The following is a 20,487-nucleotide window of genomic DNA, read 5'->3' on the forward strand; positions in this document are numbered from 1 at the left end:
AGGCCCCCCTGGGGTGGACCCACCCCGTCCACCAGGACGATGTCTTCCAACGTGCAGTCTGGGTGATGCTTTCCTCACCGGCGGCACGCCCGACAGGGTGCCTCGGGGGGGGAGTCACCACATGATGCGCCGTTGGACGTTCGCTCAGCGAGTGAGTGCGGGCCTGTCCGCCTGCCTGTTCGCCGGGTTGCTGCTGCTCGCAACGCTGCTGTCCGCTGTCTTCGCGCAAGCCAGCATGCCCCTGGGCCACGGCGCCCTGCCCCAGGCCGTACTGGCGGGGCTGCTGGGGTTGGCCTGCGTGGCGGCGCTGGGCTTCGTGCTCCACCGCGCGCTGGCGCCGCTGCACGCGCGCCACCAGTCCAGCGAGCAGCACCTGCAGCTCCTCATGGACGGGGTGACGGACTACGCGCTGTGCTTCCTGGATTGGCACGGCCGGGTGACGGCGTGGAACGCGGGCGCCGAGCGCCTCACGGGCTGGTCCGAGGTGGAGCTCGCCGGACGCGACACGGACCGCATCTACCCGGTGGACCAGGTGGCCGCGGACGTGCCCCGCGCGCACCGGGAGCGGGCCGCGCGCGAGGGGCGCCTGCTGGCGGAGGGCTGGCGGGTGCGCCGCGATGGCAGCCGCTTCTGGGCGGAGACGCTGCTCACCGCGCTGTACGACGCGCACGGGCGGCTGCGCGGCTTCGTGATGGTGACGCGCGACATCACCGAGCGCCGCCGGATGGAGCGGGCCCAGGCGCTCTTCGCGGAGGCCGGCCGCGTGCTCCAGCCGCTGTCAGGCGCGCGCGAAGTCGGCGAGGCCCTCACCCGGCTGTGTGTGCCCGAGGTGGCGGACGCCTGCATCCTCTTCCTCCCCTCCGAGGACGGCACGGTGCGTCCGCACGCGGTGGCCTGCGAGGACCTCGCCGCCACCCACCACATGTGGGAGCCGCTGCTGCGGTGTCCGGAGGACGGCGAGGTGGGCCCCTCCCGCGTGGTGCGCACGGGCCGCAGCGAGCTGCTGCCGGAGCTGGACGGCGCCCGTCTCCCGCCGGCGCTGGAAGGCAGCGCGCATGGCGAGCTGCTGGGCGCGCTGGGCGTGACGTCCGCCCTCACGGTGCCGCTGGCGGTGGGCTCCCGCGTGCTGGGCGCGCTGTGCCTGCTGTCCACCGGCACGCACCGCCGCTTCGGCGAGGTGGACCGGGCCTTCATGGAGGAGCTGGCGGCGCGCGCCGCGCTCGCGCTCGACAACGCCCGGCTGCTGGCGCAGGCGCAGGATGCGCTGGAGCTCATCGGCGTCGCCGCGCACGACCTGGGCAACCCGCTCAGCTCGCTCCAGCTGCGGCTGCGGCGCCTGTCCATGCAGAGCGCCGGCAGCGCCGACACGCGGCTCCGCGACGGCCTGGCCGGCGCCGAGGGCGAGACGCGGCGCCTGGGCCGGCTGGTGCACAACCTCCTGGACCTGTCCCGCCTGTCGGCTGGGCGCATGGTGCTGGACACGGAGCCGCTGGACCTGGCGCACCTGGTGCGCGAGGTGGCGGAGCGCCACGGCGACCAGGCCAGCGCCGCGGGCTGCGCCCTCAGCGTCCGCGTGGAGGAAGGCGCCACCGGCCAGTGGGACCGGCAGCGCCTGGACCGCGTCGTCACCAACCTGCTGAGCAACGCCCTCAAGTTCGGCCGCGGCCACCCCGTGGAGCTGCGCGTCCAGGCGGACGCCCACCGCGTCCGCTTCACCGTCCGGGACGGCGGCATCGGCATTGGCGTGGAAGCCCAGCAGCGCCTCTTCCACCGCTTCCAACGCGTCCATGACGGCGGCCAGCACCCCGGCACCGGCCTGGGGCTCTACATCGTCCGCCAGCTCGTCGAGGCCCACGGGGGCACCATCCACGTCCAGAGCCGCATCGGGGAAGGCGCGGAATTCACAATTGAGCTTCCTCGCATGACAAACAAGGAATCCTGCTCAGTGAATGAAGTGCAGGTATGACCTTGTGGGTGAGGCGGCCCTGCGGGGCCGCCATTCATCTCCTTGAAAACACAGCAGGTTCGACTCCAGGCGGATTGTTTTCCCAAAAGTTGAACAAATCTGCTGGTTGCAGATAATCTTCGTACGGCTAAAAAGGCTCGAACCGGGGAAACCCGGAAACGGGAGAGGTCCGGCCCACACCGCCCCACAGGCGACGGGTTACAGGACCCACTGGCCCCAGGCGCCATGGCGGCGTCGGCTTTCACACGTACGAGGAGTTGCACCATGGGTGGACTTGGAGCCCCCCGGGCCCTGCTCGCGTCGCTGGCCGGGCTGATGCTCGCTTGCGGCGGACAGGATGCCCCGGACGCAGCCTCGCTGGACGCGCAGGCGCTGGAGTCGGCCTCGCTGGAGGCGGCGTTGCTGGAGACGGTGTCACCGAAGCCGGCCCCGCCGGACGGCCACCTCATGGACAAGACGCTCCCGGACGCGGACGCCCCGGCGCTGTTCGGCGGTTGGCCGTGGCCTGACAAGACGCCCGCGGTGGGGCTGGCGCTCGAGGTGGAGAACGGCGTGGGCAAGCCGCTGCGCGTGCGGAAGGGCGCCACCTTCTTCATCAACCAGATTGATATCCGCGCCTTCGTCACCGCCACCCGGGACGAAGGGCTGCGCAACATCATCGCGCGGAGTGACTTCGGCGGCCTGGGCTGGTGGGGCGTGCGCCAGGTGGACCAGGAGTCCGTGGGCGCGCCGGGGCCCTATACCCGCCGCCGCTACTACCGGGGCGCGGCGTGGATGGACCTGCCCAGCCACTTCATCGTGGAGCCGGTGGACTCGCGCGGCCGGCTCACCGGCGTCCCCATCCTGCTCAACGCGGGCACCGAGCATCAGCGCCGCGCGGGCCTGGATGACTTCTTCATCCGCCGCTTCCGCGGCATCCAGACGGCCAACGGCTGCGCCACACCCGACGACTGCTCGGCCTCCACGTCCTTCGAGGAGGAGGCCATCCTGGAGCTCCGCAACGCGTACGAGCACGCCCAGCGCCAGACGCTCACGCTTCGCTCCGACACGCGCAAGCTGCGCCTGCGCTGGAGCCTGCGCCCGGCGGCCCCCTACGAAATCCCGGTGGAGCAGGTGGTCGACAGCCGCTACACCTACGGCTTCCGCATCGGCGTGGAGGCCCTCACCCCGCCGCGCCCGGACGGCACCTACGCCCCCGGCACGGAGATCTCCTTCCAGCTCACCCTGCGGGATGGCGCGGGCAACCGGCTCCACGACAAGGGCTACCTGCCGCCCTACAACGAAGTGGCGCCCGACGGCACCGACTCCGGGCTGCAGTACTACCGGGCCTTCTTCGACGCGACGGCCACCTACTACCGGCGCAAGCACCGCGAGCGCATGCTGATGACGCAAATCATCGGGCCGGCGCAGCACATCCAGCCCATCCGCTCCATCGTCCCGCTGGAGTCCTTCCTGGACCCCGAGGTGGACGAGCAGGTGGTGGCCACGCCCGAGCGCGACGGCGTCTTCTCCCAGTTCGCCACCCTGCCCTTCGCCAACGTCCTCTTCGGCGGCGCCTTCATCGACCCGAACCTCTGGAACCAGCCCAACACGGACACCTGGCAGTTCAAGCTGCCGGACAACGCCGTGCCCGGCACCTACCTGGTGACGGTGAAGGGCCGCCGCGCGTACCTGGGCGAGGACCTCCCCGCGACGACGACCCTCGAAATCCAGGTGGGGACGAAGCAGCGCACCCAGCCCAAGCTGACCACGGGCCCCTGCACCTCCTGCCACAGCAAGGGCGGCGAGCTGGGCGTGGTGCTCCACGCCAACGACAACCGCGCCGCCTGCGCCGGATGCCACGCCCCGCTCGCCTTCGAGCTGGAGGGCCCCATCTTCGTGCGCACCCACTTCATCCACTCGCGGTCCAACCGCTTTGACGCACCGCTCCAGCAGTGCGCGTCCTGTCACCAGACGAAGGAGAGCATCCAGCGCACCAGCAAGGCCGCCTGCCTGTCCTGTCACAAGAGCTATCCGGACAGTCACGTGGCGCAATTCGGACCCATTGAGAGCATGTATGTGGGGGGCGGCGCGGAGTCTTTCCAGCAGTGCACCGGCGCCTGTCATACTCGGCACCCCGGCAGCGGCCTCTAACCCCCGCTCGCGCAACCCGGAGTACCTCCATGGCCCAGGTCAAGATGCAGACGGCTCGCACCACGTTGAGGGAGCCGGATGCCGCCGCGGAGGACCTCCTGAGTCAGCTGGGCAGCGACACGCCCCGCCTGGTGACGATGTTCGCCTCGCGGGAGCGTGACCAGCAGGCGCTCAACCGCGCCGTGCGTCAGCGGCTGCCGGCGGGCACGCGCCTGATTGGCGCCACCACCGCGGGCGAGCTGGACAACACCGGCATCCACGAGGGCAGCGTGGTGATGAGCGCCCTCTTCGGTGACTTCGAGGTGGGCCTGGGCCTGGGCACCGGCCTGTCCGTGGACGCCATCAGCGCGGGCGCCACCTCCATCAAGCGCGCGTGCGAGGATTTGGGCGTGCGGCAGCAGGACCTGGACCCGCGCCGCTACGTGGGCCTCGTGATTGACGACGGCTTCCGCTACAAGAAGGAAGAGCTGCTGCTCGGCATCCTGGAGAAGTGCCAGACGCTGGTGCTGGTGGGCGGCGGCGCCAGCGACACCAACCGGGACCCGGCCAAGCAGTCCGCCATGGTCCACGTGGACGGCGAGGTCGCCACCGACGCGGTGCTGGTGGCCCTCTTCAAGACGAGCGCGCCCTGGGCCGCGCTCCGCTCCCACTGGTACGTGCCCACCGGCGAGAAGCTCACCATCACCAAGGTGGACGAAAGCCACACCCGCGCGCTCGAAATCGACGGGCGCCCGGCGGCGAAGCGCTACGCGGAAATCCTGGGCGTGGGCGTGGACGAGCTGGAGTTCGGCACGCCCCGGGGCTTCGCCGTGCGCCCCACCGCCCTGCGCGTGGGCCGGGAGTACTTCATCCGCGCCGCCTGGAGCCCGCAGGAGGACGGCTCCATCCTCTTCGCCAACCTGCTGGAGGAAGGCACCGAGCTGGAGCTGATGAAGCTGGGCGACATGGCCGGCATGACGCGCAGCTTCTTCACCGACGAGGTCCCCCGCAGGGTCCAGAAGCCCCAGGCCGCCCTGCTTTTCCATTGTGGTGGACGCATGTGGTACGCCAGCGCCACCAACACCGTGCAGCAATTGGCGGAAACGCTGAAGGCCGCACCCACCGCCGCTGGTATGAACGTGCACTTCGAAATCTATTCGGGGTTCCACATCAACACCACGCTGACCGCGCTGGTCTTCGGGGCGAACTGAGCCATGGCCTCCTCCCAGCCTCCCTCTGAGTCTCCGGCGGACAATGCGTCGCTCCTGCTCGTGGCCAGCGAGCGCGAGTGCCAATGCGTGGAGGAAGCCCTCCAGCGCGCGGGGGTGACGGTGGTGACGGAGCGCGCCACCACGGCGGCCGCGGCGGAGGCCGCGCTGTCCCGCACGTGGGGCCTGGTGCTGTGCGGCTCGGAAGTGCCCGACATGGGCTTCGCCGAGGTCAAGGCGCTGTGGAGCAAGTACGGCAAGGAGCTGCCCTTCGTGGTGCTGTCGCGCGACTGGAGCGAGGACACGCTGGAGGCCAGCGTGCGCGCCGGAGCGCTCGACTACATCACCGAGGACCGCTTCAGCCGCCTGGCGCCCGTGGTGCAACGCGAGCTGCGGATGACGGCGGACCGCCGCCGCCACACCGCCACCGCGGAGCAGCTGGAGCGCACCAACTACCTGATGGAGAACATCATCGACGCGCTTCCGTTCGTCCTCTTCGTGAAGGACGCACAGACGCGCCGGCTGGTGGTGGCGAACAAGACGTTCGCGGACGCCTTCCGCGTCACCAAGCAGTGGCTGCTGGGGAAGCTGGACCACGACTACTTCCCCAAGGAGCAGGCCGAGTCGTTCATCGCCATCGACTCGGAGATTCTCGAAACCCGGCAGATGAAGTCCTTCGAGGAAGTGGCCCGCGCCGACGGCGTGGACCGCATCTTCGCCACGCGCAAGCTGCCCCTGCTGGACGAGCAGGGCGTGGCCCGCTACGTGCTGGGCGTCACCGAGGACATCACCGAGCGCAAGCAGCACGAAGAGATGCTGCGCGCGTCCAAGGCGGAGCTGGAGGCGGCCAACAAGCAGCTCGCCGCCAGCCTGGAGGAAATCAAGCGCACCCGCGCCGTGTCCGCCCGCTCGCTGGCGTCCTACCAGCAGCGCGCGCTGCAGATGGAAATCATCCGCCAGCAGAACGAGGACCTGGACCGGCTGGCCCAGGAGCTGGCGGTGGCCAAGCGCAACGAGGAGGAGCGCGCCCGGGAAGCGGAGGCCGCCGCCCGCCTCAAGAGCGAGTTCCTGGCCAACTTCAGCCACGAAATCCGCACCCCGCTCAACGGCATCATCGGCTACTGCGACCTGCTGATGCGCGAGGAGGGCCAGCGGCTGACGGCGCACGGCCGCCGCGACCTCAACGTCGTGAAGACGAACGCCAAGACGCTGCTGGCGCTCATCAACGACATCCTGGACCTGTCCAAGATTGAGTCCGGCCGCGTGGAGGTCGTCACCGAGCAGGTGGACGTGCAGGAGCTGGCCGAGGAGTGCCTGGCCACGGTGAAGGAGTACCTCAAGGGCAAGGACGTGGCCCTCACCACCAACATCGACCCGTCCGCCCGCATGCTCCGCTCGGACGCGCTGAAGCTGCGGCAGATCATGCTCAACCTGCTCAGCAACGCCGCCAAGTTCACCGACGCGGGCGAGGTGTCGCTGAGCCTGGCCCCCGCGGGCGGCGAGGTCGTCATGACGGTGGAGGACACCGGCGTCGGCATCCCCTCCGACCAGCTGCCCTTCATCTTCGAGAAGTTCCGTCAGGTGGACGGCTCCACCACGCGCAAGGTGGGCGGCACCGGGCTGGGGCTGGCCATTGTCCGCGAGCTGTCCCGCGTGCTGGGCGGCACCGTGTCCGTGAGCTCCACGCTGGGCCGCGGCACCACCTTCACGGTGCGCCTGCCCTCCACCCTGGAGTCGCCGGACAATGGCGGCGGCCCGCACCTGGAGCGCGGCGTGCCCGTGTCGGAGGTGGCCCAGCACGTGGGCACCCTGGCGCAGCCGGGCAGCACGGTGCTGGTGGTGGACGACGACCCGCTCATCCAGCAGCTGGTGGCCGGACAACTGGAGCCCGCCGGCTTCAAGGTGGTGGTGGCCGAGGACGGCATCGCCGCCCTCAAGCGCGCCCGCGAGCTGCGGCCCCAGGCCATCCTCCTGGACATCCACCTGCCCAAGCTGGACGGCTGGTCGGTGCTCAGCCAGCTCAAGAGCGAGCCCTCGCTGGCCGGCATCCCCGTCATCCTCATCTCCGTGGAGGAGCAGCGCGCGCGCGGCTTCTCCCTGGGCGCGTGCGAGTACCTGGTCAAGCCGGTGGAGCCGGACCGGCTGGTGGAGGTGGTGCAGCGCAGCCTCCATCAGACGGCCGGCGCCACCACCAGCGTGGGCGAGGTGCTGGTGGTGGACGACGACTCGGCCACCCGCGAGCTGGTCAGCCGCAACCTGCGCCGCGCCGGCTTCTCCACCTCCGAGGCCCGCAACGGCGAGGACGCCCTGCTCAAGGCGCGCGTGTCCCCGCCCGCCCTGGTGGTGCTGGACTTGATGATGCCCAACCTGGACGGCTTCGAGGTCCTGCGCCGGCTGCGCGCGGAGAAGCTCCAGGTGCCCGTGGTGGTGCTCACCGGCAAGACGCTCTCCGAGGAGGAAGAGGCCCTCCTGCGTGACGGCTTCGCCGGCTTCGTAAAGAAGGGCGGCCACGCGCTGGAGGACGTCATCGCCCAGGCCAAGGGCCTGCTGCTGTCCCAGCGCGCCGCCAGCGCCGGCAAGCGGGCCCGCATCCTCTATGTGGAGGACAGCGCGCAGAACCGCGACATCGTCCGCCGCTACCTCAACGGCCACTTCGAGGTCATTGAAGCGGAGGACGGCGAGCACGGCCTGGAGCGCGCCATCCGCGACGCCCCGGACCTCATCCTGATGGACCTGTCGCTCCCCCGCCTGGACGGCTGGGAGGTCACCCGCAGGTTGCGAGCCCTACCCGCCGCGGCCAATGTTCCCGTCATCGCGGTGACGGCGCACGCGGGGCGGGAGTACCAGGACAAGGCACACGAGGCCGGCTGCACCGCGTACCTCACCAAGCCCCTTGATCGTGACCAGTTGCTCGAGATGATTCGAAAGCATCTAGGGAGAACCCATGTCTGAAGAAAAAGCGCGCGTCCTGGTGGTGGACGACGACCCGGACCTGCTCGACCTCGTACAGCGCTCGCTGAGCGCCTACGGCTTCGAGGTGCTCACGCACACCTCCGCGCTGGGTGTCTCCAACCTCGTCCGCTCGGTGGAGCCGGACTTCGTCCTCATCGACGTGAACTTCCCCGCCCTCAAGGGCGACAAGGTCGTCAACCTGGCGCGCCAGTACGCGCTGCCGAAGACGAAGTTCATCCTCTATTCAGCATCCGACGAATCGAAGCTGCGCTCCCTGGCGCTCGCGTCCGGTGCGGACGGATATATCTCCAAAAGCGTGCAGGGCGAGGAGCTGGCTCAGCGCCTGCGCGCCTTCCACCTGAAGCCCCGGCCCCCCACACCGACGCCCGCTCCCTGAACGCCGGATGACATGCCCGCGGGTGCCGGTGGGACGACGCCCGCGATTCCACACCTTCCGAGCCACCCCCCTCAGGAGGGCCGCATGAGCGCGTCCATCGATTACAGTTACGCCGAAAAACTACGACTCGAACTGGCAGAACCCCTCTTCAACCCCCTCTTGAAGAAGTGGGTGGGCAAGGGCGAGCTCGACTACGAGGTCTACCTCAAGACGCCCACGCTGCTGTCGCTGCAGGCGGCGGACGGCGAGCGCGTCGCCCACGACGAGCTGATGTTCCAGGTGGTGCACCAGGCGCAGGAGCTCTGGCTCAAGCTGGCCTCGCGCGAGGCGGTGGAAGTCGTGGCCGAGCTGGACAGGGACGCCCTGTGGGCGGCCTCGTCGCGGCTGGAGCGCATCTGCCGGGTGCTCCTGGCGGTGAAGCAGGAGCTGGCCATCCTGGAGACGATGACGCCGGACACCTACCAGGTCATCCGGCGCAGCCTGGGCAACGGCAGCGGCCAGGAGTCCCCCGGCTACAACATGCTGCGGCGGGTGGCGCAGGGGCTGGAAGGCGCCCTGGAGCGGCTGCTCGCGCGGCGGGGACAGACGCTGACCACGGTGTACACCGCGGGTGGCCCGGATGACCTGAAGCGCCTGTGCGAGCAGCTGGTGGACCTGGACGAGGCCTTCCAGGGCTGGCTCCATGCCCACTTCCAGCTCGTGCGCCGCACCATTGGCGTGGACCGCTCCGTGAAGGCGCTGGACGGCCTGCCCACGCAGGTGCTCGCGGGGCGGATGACGCTGCCGCTGTTCCGCCAGCTCTGGGACGTGCGGCTGGAGCTGACGTCCGGGTGGCAGCGCGAAGGCGGCCTCGCCCCGGGCGCCACCCGGGCCCCTCCAGGCGGCGGCTGCCCCATGGCGCACGCGGCCAGGATGCAGGTGGAACAGCCATGAAGGGGGCGGCCACGGCCCTGGCCACCACCCCTCGCGCGCTGCTCCACCTGCTGGTCAACGGCGCCCGCGCCGTGGACGTGTTGCAGACTTCCCTGGACCTGGGGCTGCTGGACGCCCTGGAGCCGGGCCCCGTCACCCTGGGAGCACTGGCGGCGCGGCACCGGCTGGTGCCCGTGCGGCTCTACAAGCTGCTCGACTGTCTGGAGAGCCTGGGGCTGGTGCTGCGCGAGCAGCCCACCGACGCCCTGGAGTCCGCGCGCTACCAGGCCGTCCCTGGCTTGCGCGCCGCCGCCCTGGCCGTGCTGGGGCCGCAGTCCCTGGAGAAGGACCGGGAGCGCTACGCCTGGCACGAGCTGCATGGGCGACTGCCCCAGGTGCTGCGCGGCGAGCGCTCCATGCCCCCCGCCGCCTTCGCCTGGCCGCCGAGCACCGCCGAGCAGGTGGCGGGCTTCGAGGCCAGCATGGCCGCGGGCCTGCCCCCCATCCTGGAGACGTTCCGCGCCCATCGCGACCGGCTGTGGGAGCGCGGCGGGCGCGCGCTCGACGTGGGCGGTGGTGACGGCACGCTGGCCGCGCACCTGGCGAGTGAGCACCCGGGCCTCCGCGTGGACGTGTTCAACCTGCCCGCCACCGGGCCGCTGGTGGCGCGCACCCGTGAGCGCTTCGGCCTTCCTGCCGAACGCCTGGGCTTCCAGGGCGGCGACTTCCTCAAGGAGCCGCTGCCCGGTGGCTACGACACGCTCTGCTTCGTGCGGGTGCTGCATGACTGGCCCGCGGACACGGCGCGCGCGCTGCTCGTGGCCGCGCGCGACGCGCTCCCGCCCGGCGGCCGCGTCCTCATCTGCGAGGAGTTCCGCACCCCGGAGCGGCTGGCGGCCCAGTTCTTCTGGTCCTACTTCCTCATGGGCGTGGACACCTGCGTGAGCCGCCTGCGCGAGGTGGAGCACTACCTGCGCGTGCTGGACGAGACGGGCTTCAAGGACGCCGAAGTCCTCCCAGGCCCCTTCGAGCTCATCCTGGCCCACCGGTAAAAACGATAGGACTCTCCAGGTCGGGTCACCTGTTCGTCCCCCAAGTGTCACCGGCCCCGCCGCGCCGCGCCTGGGCGGCGCTGGTAGAATGGGCTCACCCCGTGCCTGGGGAAACCCTGGCACGGCCTCTGCATCATTCCAGTCCGTAGCGCGTGTAGCACGGCAGCGACGCAGTCCGACAAAGAGGAGGGACTCCGCATGAAGAAGCAGGGTTCACGCAGGTCGGATGAAGGCTCGGAGAAGGCGGTCCGCGGGCTGGTGACGCAGCCGCAAGGCACGGGGAGCTGGACGCCCCCCGCCGCGGACGGAGAGGTCCGCATCCCCGTGGAAGAAGGCGTGGAGCTCAGGGGCCTGCTCCAGGTGCCGCCAGGCGCCGCCGGCGTGGTGGTGATGGTCCGGGGCCACGGCAGCAGCCGCCGCGGCGTCACGGACCTGGAAGTCGCCCGGCTGCTGCAGAACGAGGGGCTGGCCACCCTCGCGGTGGACCTGCTGACGGCGGCGGAAGAGGAGGCCTGCCGCGAGCGGGACCTGCGCTTCAACCTGGGCCTCTTCGGCGGACGCCTGGCGGGCGTGGCGCGCTGGCTGCGCAGGGCGCCTCGCACCAGCGCCCTGCGCATCGGCTACTTCGGGGCGTACACGGGCGCGGCCGCGGCCCTGGCCGCCGCGGCGATGCGGCCGGAGGCGGTGGACGCGGTGGTGTGCCGGGGCGGACGCCTGGCGCAGCCGGGGGCGACGCTGGCCCGGGTGCGCGCGCCCACGATGCTCATCGTCGGCGCGGAGGACACGTCCGCGCAGGAGCCCCACCGCCGCACCTACGCCGCGATGACGGCGGAGAAGCGCCTGGAGGTCATCCCCGGCGCCACGCACCGCTTCGAGGAGCCCGGCACGCTGACGCAGATGGTGGACCTGGCGTGCCTCTGGTTCCTCCAGCACCTGGGCGCGCCGCGCTGGGATTCCCTGCCCGCGCCGCGCGCCGCCGGGAGCTGAAGCCCCGGCCTTCCCCTTGAATGGGCCAGGGCAGCCAGCAGCGCTGCCCTGGCCCCCAGGAGATGCCCCGGCGTGGGGGGAGGAGGCGCGCGGGGCGCCTGACGCCCAGGCACCTCCACGGTGCCACCAACCGTGGCGCGCTCCCAGTGGCCAGCGGTCTGACGCCCAGGCCCTCCGGGCTCAGAGACTTGCCGGGCGCTGCACACCCAACTGGCACCCGAGGACCGCCAGCTGCGTGCGGCTCTCCGCGCCCACCTTCTTGTAGATGCTGGTGATGTGCGCCTTCACCGTGCGCTCGGTGATGCCCAGGCACGCGGCGATGCGCAGGTTGTCCGCGCCCGCGGCGATGTAGCCCAGCACCTCGCGCTCACGCGGCGTCAGCCGGCCCAGCTCCCCTTGCGGGGGCGACTCCGACACGGGCCACGACAGCCCCGCGGGCAGCAGCCGCTCCCCACGCACCACCCGCTCCACCGCCTCCACCACCTCCGCGCAGCCCACGTTCTGCTTCCACAGGTAGCCGGCCGCGCCCGCCTGGAGGCATTGCTCCACCATCTCCGCCTCGCGGTGGCCCGACAGCACCAGCGGATTCACCGCCGGGAAGAAGTCATGCAGGCACCGCAGCGCGGACATCCCGCTGGTGGGCGCTTCCCACTCCGGCAGCTCCAGGCGCAGGTCCACCAGCGCGACATGAGGCAGCGTCTCGCGCACACGCGCGAAGAACGGCGCGGGCTCCGCGAAGCCCGCCACCACGTCCATGCCAGCGCCCTCCAGCACAGCCACCAGGGCCTCACGGAAGACCTGCTGGTCCTCCAGGATGGCTACCCGGATGCGTTCTGATTCCATGGCCCTTCACCCTCTCCATTCATTCCCCGCGATTCAACCCCGCTAAGGGGATTCCCTCATGTGGGGGGCGACAGGGAATGACGACTGGAGGATACTCACCCCGTCAGGAAGCACCCGCAGTGCCATCCGCACGCTGAAGGGGGAAAGCCATGCCGGAGACGAAAATCCGAGTCCTCATCGTGGACGATGACCAGGACCAGCTCTCCCTCGCGGAGCGCACCCTCTCCACCTTCGGCTTCGACGTCCGCACCCACCGCTCCTCCCTGGGCGTGTCCAACCTGGTGCGCACCACCCTGCCGGACCTGGTGCTGCTGGACGTGAACATCCCCGCGCTCAGCGGTGACAAGGTGCTCACGCTCGCGCGCGGACAGGCGCCCAAGGGCACGAAGTTCATCCTCTACTCCGCGTCGGACGAAGCCCAGCTGCGCGCCCTGGCGCGCGCGTCGGGCGCGGACGGCTACATCTGCAAGAGCGTGCAGGGCGAGGCGCTGGCCCAGCGGCTGGAAGCGCTCCACCTCAAGCCCGCGGCCCCGGAGTCCGTGCCGGCCGCCCGGTAGCGCGCGGCGCCGGCCTCACGCGGGCAGGTCCGTCACTTCCAGGAAGACGGCGCGGAAGTCACCGCGCGCGCCGATGAGCTTCAGGTTCTGCGCCAGCCCTCCGGTGGAGCGGAAGAACATGATGGCCTCCGGCGGCGGCCTGATTTTGAGGAAGCGCGGCGCGTTGCGCGAGAAGTGGTGGCGCATGTCGCGGTTGATTTCGCACACGGCGTAGTCGTAGTCCGGCTGGTGCATGGGCCGCCCGGCGATGCGCAGCACCTCCGCGATGAGGCCCTCGGCCTCCTCGTCCGGCAGCTCCACCGTGAAGCCCACCTCCCGGCTCAGGCCCAGGATGTCCAACGACTCCATGCGCACCGTCTGCCGGAGCATGCGCTGGTTGACGTCCACGAAGCGCGGGGAGAAGCGCTTGATGGAGCCGAAGTCCAGCAGGCCCAGCCGCCCATCCGGCATCACCATGAAGTTGCCCGGGTGCGGGTCCGCGTGGATTTCGCCCGCGCCGAAGAAGGGCCCGTAGGTGGCCAGGATGAGCTGGCGCGCCACGCGGAAGCGCTCCTCGTTCGGGGGGTTCGTCGGCAGCCAGTCCTTGAGGGTGAGCCCCTCCAGCAGCTCCAGCGTCAGCACCCGCTTCGTGCTGTGGCTGGAGACGACGGCGGGCACGCACAGCTCCGGCAGCTTCGCCACGCTGCGCGCGAAGCCCTGGGCCAGCTCGGCCTCGCGGTGGTAGTCCAGCTCCAGCAGCAGCTCGTCGCGGAACTCCTTGAAGTAGGCACCGGCGTCGGACACGCGCAGCACCGTGGACGCCGTCTTCGCCACGATGCCCAGGTTCGCCATGTCGTGGGCCAGGGACACGTCGATGCCGGGGTATTGCACCTTCACCGCCACCGCCCGGCCGTCCTCCAGCACCGCGCGGTGCACCTGCCCCAGCGACGCGGCCGCGAGCGGCGCCTCGCTGAACTCGCGGAAGAGCGACTCCGGCGGCGCGCCCAGCTCCGCCTGGACCACGCGCGACACCTGCGCGTAGGACATGGAAGGCGCCTGGTTCTGCAGCCGCGCCAGCACCTGTCGCACCTCGGGGGTGAGCAGGTCCGGGTCCATGGAGATGGCCTGCCCCATCTTCATGGCGGCCCCCTTGAGCTCGCCCAGGGTGGAGACCAGCTTCTCCGCGGCCTCCTTGCTGAGCAGGTCGGGCGTGCTCCCGGACAGGCGCTTCGCGCCGCTCTTGAGCACATCCGTGCCCACCTGCACGGAGAGGCCCGCCAGCTTGCGCAGACGGTTGAAGCGGCCCTGGGGAGGAAGCGTGTCGTCGGAGTCTGAGGCCATGGGAACCGAAGTGGATTAACGAGGAGGGCCCCGCCAGACGCAAGGCATGACGCCTCGCGAAAACAGCCAGGCCGCCCTACCTGGAGGCGGGCGCGGCCCCCGGCGGGCCCCAGGGCGCGTACCAGCCCGGAAGCCGCTCCAGGCCCAGGGACTCCGGAGGTGCCGCGCCTCCGTCGAGCGCCACCGACGCGTGCAGGGCATCGCGCAGCTCGGCGGCGTTGGCATAACGGTCCACCGGGCGGCGCGCCATGGCCTTGAGCAGCACGCGCGACAGCGCCGAGGGGAGGTCCGACGGCAGCGGCGGCACCTCCCAGGCGTGGCCATGAAGCGGCTCCTCCGCCGCGTGCCCGCGCGAGGACAGCCGGCCGGTGACGAGCAGCGCGCCCAGCACCCCCACGGCGAAGAGGTCCGCGGCCACCGGCAGGTCGGCGGCACCCTCGGAGGGAGGGAGCAACCCGGCGATGCCGAAGTCCAGCAGCTTCACGTGCTGGCGGCCCTTCGCGTCGGGGACGAGGAAGATGCTGGTGGGATTGAGGCTGCCGTGGGCGACGCCGTGCGCATGCGCGGCGCCCAGCGCGTCACACACCTGGGTGAGCAGGTCCACCACCAGCGCGGGTGCCAGCGGCCCCTTCGCGAAGGCGGCCAGGCGCTGTCCCTCCAGGTACTCCATGACGAGGTAGGGCCGCCCGTCGCGCATGCCCAAATCGTAGAGCGAGACGATGTGCGCGTCCTGGATGAGCGTCAGCGTGCGCGCCGCCTGGAGGAAGCGGGCCACTCGCGCCGGGTCCTGCGTCACGTGCGCATGGAGCACCTGGATGGCCACGCGCTTCTGGATGAGCGCGTGCTCCGCGAGCAGCACGATGCCCAGGCGCCCCCGTCCCAGCTCACGCAGCAGCCGGAAGTGGCCCACCTGCTGGCCCACCAGCGACGCCGCCAGGGACAGAGGCGGGGCCTCGCTCGCGGGCACACCGCTCCCTGTGGACCGGAACGGCCGTGTGAATACGGAAACGGAGGTGGTGACGTCCAACCGGGACATGAGGCCAACATCCTTCGCGCGCCAGGCGCCCCGCTCCGGCCAGCAGCCAGTGGGCCCACGCGCGAGCCAGCGCGAAATGGTTTCGGAAGATGCGACGGTGCCCGTGCGGAACGCGCGTCCTGCCGCGCCGATGTCCCCCTCCTCGAGCGCAAACCCTAATGCCGTCACGGCGTGTTTCGCGACGCACTTCGGGACGTGCGTCGAACGCGCAACGACCGCTCTGTTGGGCGGAGCACGCACGCCGCGCGAGGCCCCCATGGCGCACGTCGCGCCACCGTCTGGAGCCCCGGCAAGTGTGCTGCGCTCAACGCGCCTCCGCGCCCGTGAGACGAGCGAGGCGAGCCTCCCCGCCCGGCCGCGGACGGGGAGGTGCTTCCATCCACCTCAGCCGATGATGGGATCGCAGGTGTTGTCTTCACCGCACGTCAGCCCGAAGCAGCAGGCGACGGACTCACCACAGGCCTCGCCAATGGGCGCGCACACCGGAGCGCCCGCGTCCGGCTCCTCGCCGCCCGTGCCCGCGTCCGGCTCCTCGCCGCCCGTGCCCGCGTCCGGCTCCTCGCCGCCGCCCGCGTCCGGCTCCTCGCCGCCCGTGCCCGCGTCACAGGGCCCCAACGTATCTCCGTGCCGCGCATGCGCCGGCCAGGCCGACGTGGACACCGAGATGGTGTGCGCGTTGGCGGGGTTGCCCGGAGGAATGTGGCAAATGGTGACCTTGCCCGGCGTGGCGTCATCATCACCATCAGGGTACGTGGGCTCTTCGCCGGCCTTGCCGCCCAGCCCGCCGCTCTGAGGCGCCCGCGGGTCCGGGGACTCACTGTCCGACAGTGGGCCGCCACAGCCGCCCGCGAGCAGCGAGCACAGGGCCATCACCACCGCGGATGAGAAAACAGGATTGAGGCTTCGCATCGGTATGCTCCAGGTACGGGTGTGCGAGTGCTGCCACCCACGCCGGGCCTCCTCCACGACGACTTCAACCGCCACCTCGCTCACGTCGACACCAGGCCGCGGGCGGGGGCGCGGCATCTGGAGTCACAAGCGCGGTTCGTCCAGGACTCAGCCCCCCGCGGATACAGCCACCACGAGGAACAGACTCGCCCGCGGCCCCACCGGCCACGCGTTCGCGCACGCCCTCACCGTGTCGACAGCCAGACTGAAAACGTCCTGTCTCAGCTCACGCTTTCAGCGCTGTATCGCGCGATGAGTCCGCTCCGCACGGCCTGCCGGTGGACCCGCGTGAAGAAGGCGCACGCGAGCAGGATTTCCACCACGGCGAGGCCGGCGCCCCACAGCAACGTGGACACCTGGAACGAGCCCCCCGCCGCGAGCGTGCGCATGCCCTCGAACACGTACGAAGGCGGCAGCAGCCGGGACACGGCCTGCATCCACGTGGGCAGCGTGGACAGCGGGTAGAAGACGCCGGCGAAGGGCGACAGCAGCGCGGGGATGGGCCAGACGAACCACTCCGACGCCGGGCCCAGGCGCAGCACCAGCGCGCAGCCGAAGATGCCCAGCGCGATGCCGAACAGGAACAGCACCAGCAGGAAGGGCACGAAGAGCGCGCCGTACGCGGCGAAGGACAGGCCGAAGACGGTGCTGGCCAGCACCAGCATCACCAGCAGGCCCAAGGTGCTGGTGGCGACGCTGGAGAGCACCAGCCCGCCCAGGTATTCGGAGATGGTGAGCGGGGACGCGAACATGTTGAGGAAGTTGCGCGACCACACGTCCTCGAAGAACACCATCGTCACGCCCTGCATGACACGGATGAAGAAGTCCCACAGCAGGACGGCGCCCAGCAGCACCGGGACGAAGTTGTATTCCCGCGAGGTGACGGTGTTGAGGTAGCGGCTCATGAAGCCCCACAGCACCATGTCGATGGCCACCCACGCGAAGAGCGGCAGGAAGCGCGCCAGGCTCCCTCGCAGCAGGTAGTAGTGGCGGAGCGCGACGGCGGCGGCCCGGTGCGGGTGCATGGTCAGCTCCGCTCCAGCGCGAGCGGCTCGCGCGCCACGGTGATGAAGAGCTCTTCCAACGAGGCCTGGCCGTGCTCGCCGGGCAGCGTCCGCGGGTTGCCTTCCAGCAGCACCCGGCCACGCGCCAGGAACAGCACCCGGTCGCAGACCTCCTCCACCTCGTACATGTTGTGGGACGTCCACAGCACGCCGCCGGTGTCCCGCGCGGCGAACTCGCGGATCCGGGCGCGGATGTCCCGGGCCGTGGCGGGGTCCAGCGACGCGGTGGGCTCGTCCAGGAGCAGCAGGTGCGGCCGGTTGAGCATCGCCTTCGCCAGCGCCACGCGGGTCTGCTCTCCGGAGGACAGCACGCCGCACTTCACGTCGCGGTACTTCACCAGGTCGAACTGCTCCAGCAGCTCCGTGATGCGCGCCCCCAGGGGCTTCACCCCGTAGATGAGGCCGAAGACGCGCAGGTTCTGGTACACGGTGAGGTTGCCGGGCAGCGGCGAGTAGACGGCGGCGAAGTTCGTCAGCGCCAGCGCGGCGGAGCGCTGCGCCGCCAGGTCCAGGTCCTGGATGTGGATGGTGCCGGACGTGGGCTGCAGCACGCCGAGCACCATGTTGATGGTCGTCGTCTTCCCCGCGCCGTTGGGGCCCAGCAGCCCGACAATCTCTCCGCGCCCCACCTCGAAGGAGACCCCCTCCACCGCGGCCTTGCCGCCGTACTCCTTCCGCAGCTTCGCCACCGACAGCACCTTGGGCACGTCGGCCCTTCCCACGTTCACCATGGCGCGCATTGTGCCGTGGACCGGGGCAGACGCACGGTGAAGATGGAGCCCTGCCCGGGCCGGCTCTCCACCTCGATGCGGCCGCCCATGGCGTCCACGATTTGCCGGCTGATGTAGAGCCCCAGTCCCAGGCCGCCATAGTGCCGGTCGGACACCGCGCGCTCGAAGCGGCCGAACAGGCGCGGCAGGTCCTCCGCGGCGATGCCGATGCCCTCGTCACGCACCGACACCCGCACCATCTCCTCGCCCTCGAAGGCCGCCTCCACCAGGACGGGCCGGCCCGCGCCGTACTTGGCGGCGTTGGTGAGCAGGTTCACCAGCACCTGGTCCAGCCGCAGCGAATCCCACCTCCCCGGCAGCGGGCCCGGCACCTCCACCCGCACCGGACAGCCCGCCTGGGTGAACACCTCCTCCATGCGCTCCACCGCGTCGCGCACCGCCTGGCCCAGGTCCACGTCGGACGGCTCCAGCATCAGCCGCCCCAGCGAAATCCGGCTGACGTCCAGCAGGCTGTCCACCAGCGCGCTCAGCCGCTGCACCTGCCGCACGGCCGTGGCCAGCCGGGGCCGCACCTTCTCCCCGAGCTCCCCGCTGGCGGCGCGGTCGATGAGGCCGTGCTGGAGCTTCAGGCTGGTGAGGGGCGTCTTCAGCTCGTGGCTGGCCACGGAGAGGAACTCGTCGCGCAGGCGCACCGCGGCCTGCGCGTCCCGGTACAGGGACGCGTTCTCCAGCGCCACCGCCACGCGCCGCGCCAGCTCCTCCGCCATGGCCACGTCGGCGGTGACCAGCCGGCGGCAGGGGGCCGCGGCGCCCAGCGTGATGACGCCCAGCGTGCGCCCCCGCGTGCGCACCGCCACCGACAGCAGCGAGTGCGGGTTCAGCGCCTCCAGCCACGCGCGGTGCTCGGGCCCGACCTCGGGCAGGAAGCGCGTCTCCCCCGACAGGAAGCACTCGCGCGCCGGGAGCAGCGAGGCCAGCGCCGACACGTCCCGCTCCGGCTCCCGGTGGGCCGCGGCCACGCCGCGCGGCACGCCGTCCGCCCCCACCAGCTCCACCAGGCAGAACGAGGCCACGTTTCGCGCGACCACCCGCGCCAGGTGCTCCAGCGTCCACTCCACGTCGTCCAGGTGCTCGGCCAGCGCGCGGCTCGCCTCCAGCAGGAAGAAGAGCCGCGCCTCGGCGTCCTTGCCGGCCTCCAGCGCCTGGTGCAGCTTGCCGCCGCGCTCGCGCAGCGCCTCGTACAGCGCCGCGCGCTCCAGCGCCTGCGCGCACTGCTGCGCCAGCGCGGACAGGAAGCCCCGCTCCTCCGGGAGGAACACGCGCGGCCCGTCCCACGCGAACAGCAGGAAGCCCCGGAGGCGGCGCTCCACCTTCAAGGGCAGCACCGCCCACGCCCCCGTCCCCACGCCCTGAACGAGGTCCCGCGCCCACTCGGGCACGGCGCGCACCGCCGCCTCGTGGCTGGAGAACCACTGCGGCTCCAGCTGCTCCAGCGCCCGGTCCGCGCCGGGCACCGGGTCCGCCCACAGCCCCCGCAGGGCCTCCAGCGCCGACGGCGCGGAGCCGAAGGAGCCCAGCACGTGCAAGCGGCCATCCTCCAGCATGCCGAGCACCGCGCCGCGCGCCGGCCCCGTGGGCCGCAGCTCCTCGCGCATCAGCGCTTCCGCCACGTCCTCGGCGGTGGCCGCGCGGGACAAGGCCGCGGTGATGGCCTGGAGCCGCTCGGTGCGCTGCTGCGCGCCGCGCGCCTCCGCGTACAGCAGCGCGTTGTCCAGGGACAGGCTGGCGCGCCGGGCCAGCTCCAACGCCAGCGCCAGGTCGGCCGCGCCGGGCACGCCGTCCGTGTCGCCCCGGACCAGCGACAGCGCTCCGAGCACGCGGCCCCGCGCCAGCAGCGGCACGATGAGGCCCGCCCGGATGCCCAGGCGCCGCGCCACCTCCAGCTGCGCCTCCGTGCGCACCACGCCCGGCAGCAGCGCGTCCAGGACCTCGGGAAGGAGGGCCGCCTTGCCGGTGCGCAGCACCTCCGGGATGCCGCCTTCGGCCGTCAGGTCCAGGGGCTGGAGGCGCGCCAGCTCATGCACCAGCGGCACCTGCTCCGCCAGGCGGTGCGCCGCGGCCACCCGCTCCACCCGCCCATCCGCCATGAGCACGTCCACCGCGCACCAGTCCGCCAGCAGCGGCACGGCCAGCTCGGCCAGCCGCTGGAGCACCGTGCCCGAGTCCAGGGAGGACGCCAGCAGCTCACCCGCGCTGGCCAGGAACGCGAGGCGCTCCTCCGCGTCGTCACCGCCCCGCGGGCGGACGTCCTCCGGTACCCTGGAGACGGGCCGCTCGGGTTCGCGCTCGTCCACGGGGGCGGGCCGCGAGGATGAAGAAGGGCGGCGCGACATGGGTGTCCG

The 20,487-nt window shown here is 71.4% G+C and carries 16 protein-coding genes; 9 read left to right on the forward strand and 7 right to left on the reverse strand.

Annotated features, from left to right (window positions below):
• Positions 1 to 121: 121 nt before the first annotated feature.
• The 8 genes from G4D87_RS02865 to G4D87_RS02900 all read left to right on the forward strand — a co-directional run bounded on the left by G4D87_RS02865 (position 122) and on the right by G4D87_RS02900 (position 11,586).
• On the forward strand, positions 122 to 1,966 hold the full coding sequence (locus tag G4D87_RS02865; protein ID WP_163778377.1) for a sensor histidine kinase: 1,845 nt from the start codon (positions 122 to 124) through the stop codon (positions 1,964 to 1,966).
• A 225-nt stretch (positions 1,967 to 2,191) separates the two neighbouring features.
• A complete protein-coding gene (locus G4D87_RS02870) occupies positions 2,192 to 4,099 on the forward strand; it encodes a cytochrome c3 family protein (protein ID WP_163778383.1) in 1,908 nt (635 codons plus the stop codon).
• A 29-nt stretch (positions 4,100 to 4,128) separates the two neighbouring features.
• Positions 4,129 to 5,289 carry an FIST signal transduction protein gene (locus G4D87_RS02875; RefSeq protein ID WP_163778386.1) on the forward strand — a complete coding sequence of 387 codons (1,161 nt, stop codon included), beginning with the start codon at positions 4,129 to 4,131 and terminating at the stop codon, positions 5,287 to 5,289.
• A 3-nt stretch (positions 5,290 to 5,292) separates the two neighbouring features.
• Entirely contained in the window at positions 5,293 to 8,238 is a 2,946-nt protein-coding gene (locus G4D87_RS02880; protein WP_163778389.1) for a response regulator, read from the forward strand.
• Entirely contained in the window at positions 8,231 to 8,635 is a 405-nt protein-coding gene (locus G4D87_RS02885) for a response regulator (protein ID WP_013936116.1), read from the forward strand. Before G4D87_RS02880 ends, G4D87_RS02885 begins: the two co-directional genes overlap by 8 nt.
• Before the next feature lie 84 nt (positions 8,636 to 8,719).
• Entirely contained in the window at positions 8,720 to 9,568 is an 849-nt protein-coding gene (locus G4D87_RS02890; protein WP_163778393.1) for a tryptophan 2,3-dioxygenase family protein, read from the forward strand.
• Positions 9,565 to 10,599 (forward strand): methyltransferase, encoded by a 1,035-nt coding sequence (locus G4D87_RS02895; RefSeq protein ID WP_163778397.1) that lies wholly within the window; start codon positions 9,565 to 9,567, stop codon positions 10,597 to 10,599. The genes G4D87_RS02890 and G4D87_RS02895 overlap by 4 nt, the downstream gene beginning before the upstream one ends.
• Positions 10,600 to 10,797: 198 nt before the next feature.
• Entirely contained in the window at positions 10,798 to 11,586 is a 789-nt protein-coding gene (locus G4D87_RS02900; protein WP_176410852.1) for a dienelactone hydrolase family protein, read from the forward strand.
• A gap of 180 nt (positions 11,587 to 11,766) precedes the next feature.
• Here the strand turns inward: G4D87_RS02900 and G4D87_RS02905 are convergent, their stop codons facing one another.
• The gene (locus tag G4D87_RS02905; RefSeq protein ID WP_163778401.1) at positions 11,767 to 12,429 is read right to left on the reverse strand and encodes a response regulator transcription factor; all 663 of its coding nucleotides are present in this window, start codon (positions 12,427 to 12,429) and stop codon (positions 11,767 to 11,769) included.
• Between the two features lie 149 nt (positions 12,430 to 12,578).
• On the opposite strand from G4D87_RS02905, the gene G4D87_RS02910 reads away from it, so the two are divergent.
• Positions 12,579 to 12,986 carry a response regulator gene (locus tag G4D87_RS02910; RefSeq protein ID WP_163778404.1) on the forward strand — a complete coding sequence of 136 codons (408 nt, stop codon included), beginning with the start codon at positions 12,579 to 12,581 and terminating at the stop codon, positions 12,984 to 12,986.
• 15 nt (positions 12,987 to 13,001) lie between these two features.
• On the opposite strand, the gene G4D87_RS02915 is transcribed toward G4D87_RS02910, so the two are convergent.
• The 6 genes from G4D87_RS02915 to G4D87_RS02940 form a co-directional block, all read right to left on the reverse strand.
• Positions 13,002 to 14,306: an ABC1 kinase family protein gene (locus G4D87_RS02915; protein ID WP_163778408.1), complete on the reverse strand. Its 1,305-nt coding sequence runs from the start codon at positions 14,304 to 14,306 to the stop codon at positions 13,002 to 13,004.
• A gap of 76 nt (positions 14,307 to 14,382) precedes the next feature.
• The gene (locus G4D87_RS02920) at positions 14,383 to 15,273 is read right to left on the reverse strand and encodes a serine/threonine-protein kinase (RefSeq protein WP_240357968.1); all 891 of its coding nucleotides are present in this window, start codon (positions 15,271 to 15,273) and stop codon (positions 14,383 to 14,385) included.
• Positions 15,274 to 15,726: 453 nt separating this feature from the next.
• Complete coding sequence (locus G4D87_RS02925) at positions 15,727 to 16,251, reverse strand: ICP22 family protein (protein ID WP_163778416.1); 525 nt, start codon at positions 16,249 to 16,251, stop codon at positions 15,727 to 15,729.
• A gap of 260 nt (positions 16,252 to 16,511) precedes the next feature.
• On the reverse strand, positions 16,512 to 17,315 hold the full coding sequence (locus G4D87_RS02930; RefSeq protein ID WP_163778421.1) for an ABC transporter permease: 804 nt from the start codon (positions 17,313 to 17,315) through the stop codon (positions 16,512 to 16,514).
• 2 nt (positions 17,316 to 17,317) lie between these two features.
• Entirely contained in the window at positions 17,318 to 18,094 is a 777-nt protein-coding gene (locus G4D87_RS02935) for an ABC transporter ATP-binding protein (RefSeq protein ID WP_163778424.1), read from the reverse strand.
• Positions 18,079 to 20,439, reverse strand: a complete 2,361-nt coding sequence (locus G4D87_RS02940; protein WP_240357969.1) for a sensor histidine kinase — start codon at positions 20,437 to 20,439, stop codon at positions 18,079 to 18,081. The genes G4D87_RS02935 and G4D87_RS02940 overlap by 16 nt, the downstream gene beginning before the upstream one ends.
• Positions 20,440 to 20,487 lie beyond the last annotated feature (48 nt).

Source organism: Myxococcus vastator, assembly GCF_010894475.1.
GTDB lineage: Bacteria > Myxococcota > Myxococcia > Myxococcales > Myxococcaceae > Myxococcus > Myxococcus vastator.

Bases quoted from the DNA above. Each gene is read 5' to 3' on its own strand.
- G4D87_RS02865 (WP_163778377.1), top strand. From the start codon at position 122: ATGATGCGCCGTTGGACGTTCGCTCAGCGAGTGAGTGCGGGCCTGTCC.
- G4D87_RS02870 (WP_163778383.1), top strand. From the start codon at position 2,192: ATGGCGGCGTCGGCTTTCACACGTACGAGGAGTTGCACCATGGGTGGA.
- G4D87_RS02875 (WP_163778386.1), top strand. From the start codon at position 4,129: ATGGCCCAGGTCAAGATGCAGACGGCTCGCACCACGTTGAGGGAGCCG.
- G4D87_RS02880 (WP_163778389.1), top strand. From the start codon at position 5,293: ATGGCCTCCTCCCAGCCTCCCTCTGAGTCTCCGGCGGACAATGCGTCG.
- G4D87_RS02885 (WP_013936116.1), top strand. From the start codon at position 8,231: ATGTCTGAAGAAAAAGCGCGCGTCCTGGTGGTGGACGACGACCCGGAC.
- G4D87_RS02890 (WP_163778393.1), top strand. From the start codon at position 8,720: ATGAGCGCGTCCATCGATTACAGTTACGCCGAAAAACTACGACTCGAA.
- G4D87_RS02895 (WP_163778397.1), top strand. From the start codon at position 9,565: ATGAAGGGGGCGGCCACGGCCCTGGCCACCACCCCTCGCGCGCTGCTC.
- G4D87_RS02900 (WP_176410852.1), top strand. From the start codon at position 10,798: ATGAAGAAGCAGGGTTCACGCAGGTCGGATGAAGGCTCGGAGAAGGCG.
- G4D87_RS02905 (WP_163778401.1), bottom strand. From the start codon at position 12,429: ATGGAATCAGAACGCATCCGGGTAGCCATCCTGGAGGACCAGCAGGTC.
- G4D87_RS02910 (WP_163778404.1), top strand. From the start codon at position 12,579: ATGCCGGAGACGAAAATCCGAGTCCTCATCGTGGACGATGACCAGGAC.
- G4D87_RS02915 (WP_163778408.1), bottom strand. From the start codon at position 14,306: ATGGCCTCAGACTCCGACGACACGCTTCCTCCCCAGGGCCGCTTCAAC.
- G4D87_RS02925 (WP_163778416.1), bottom strand. From the start codon at position 16,251: ATGCGAAGCCTCAATCCTGTTTTCTCATCCGCGGTGGTGATGGCCCTG.
- G4D87_RS02930 (WP_163778421.1), bottom strand. From the start codon at position 17,315: ATGCACCCGCACCGGGCCGCCGCCGTCGCGCTCCGCCACTACTACCTG.
- G4D87_RS02935 (WP_163778424.1), bottom strand. From the start codon at position 18,094: ATGCGCGCCATGGTGAACGTGGGAAGGGCCGACGTGCCCAAGGTGCTG.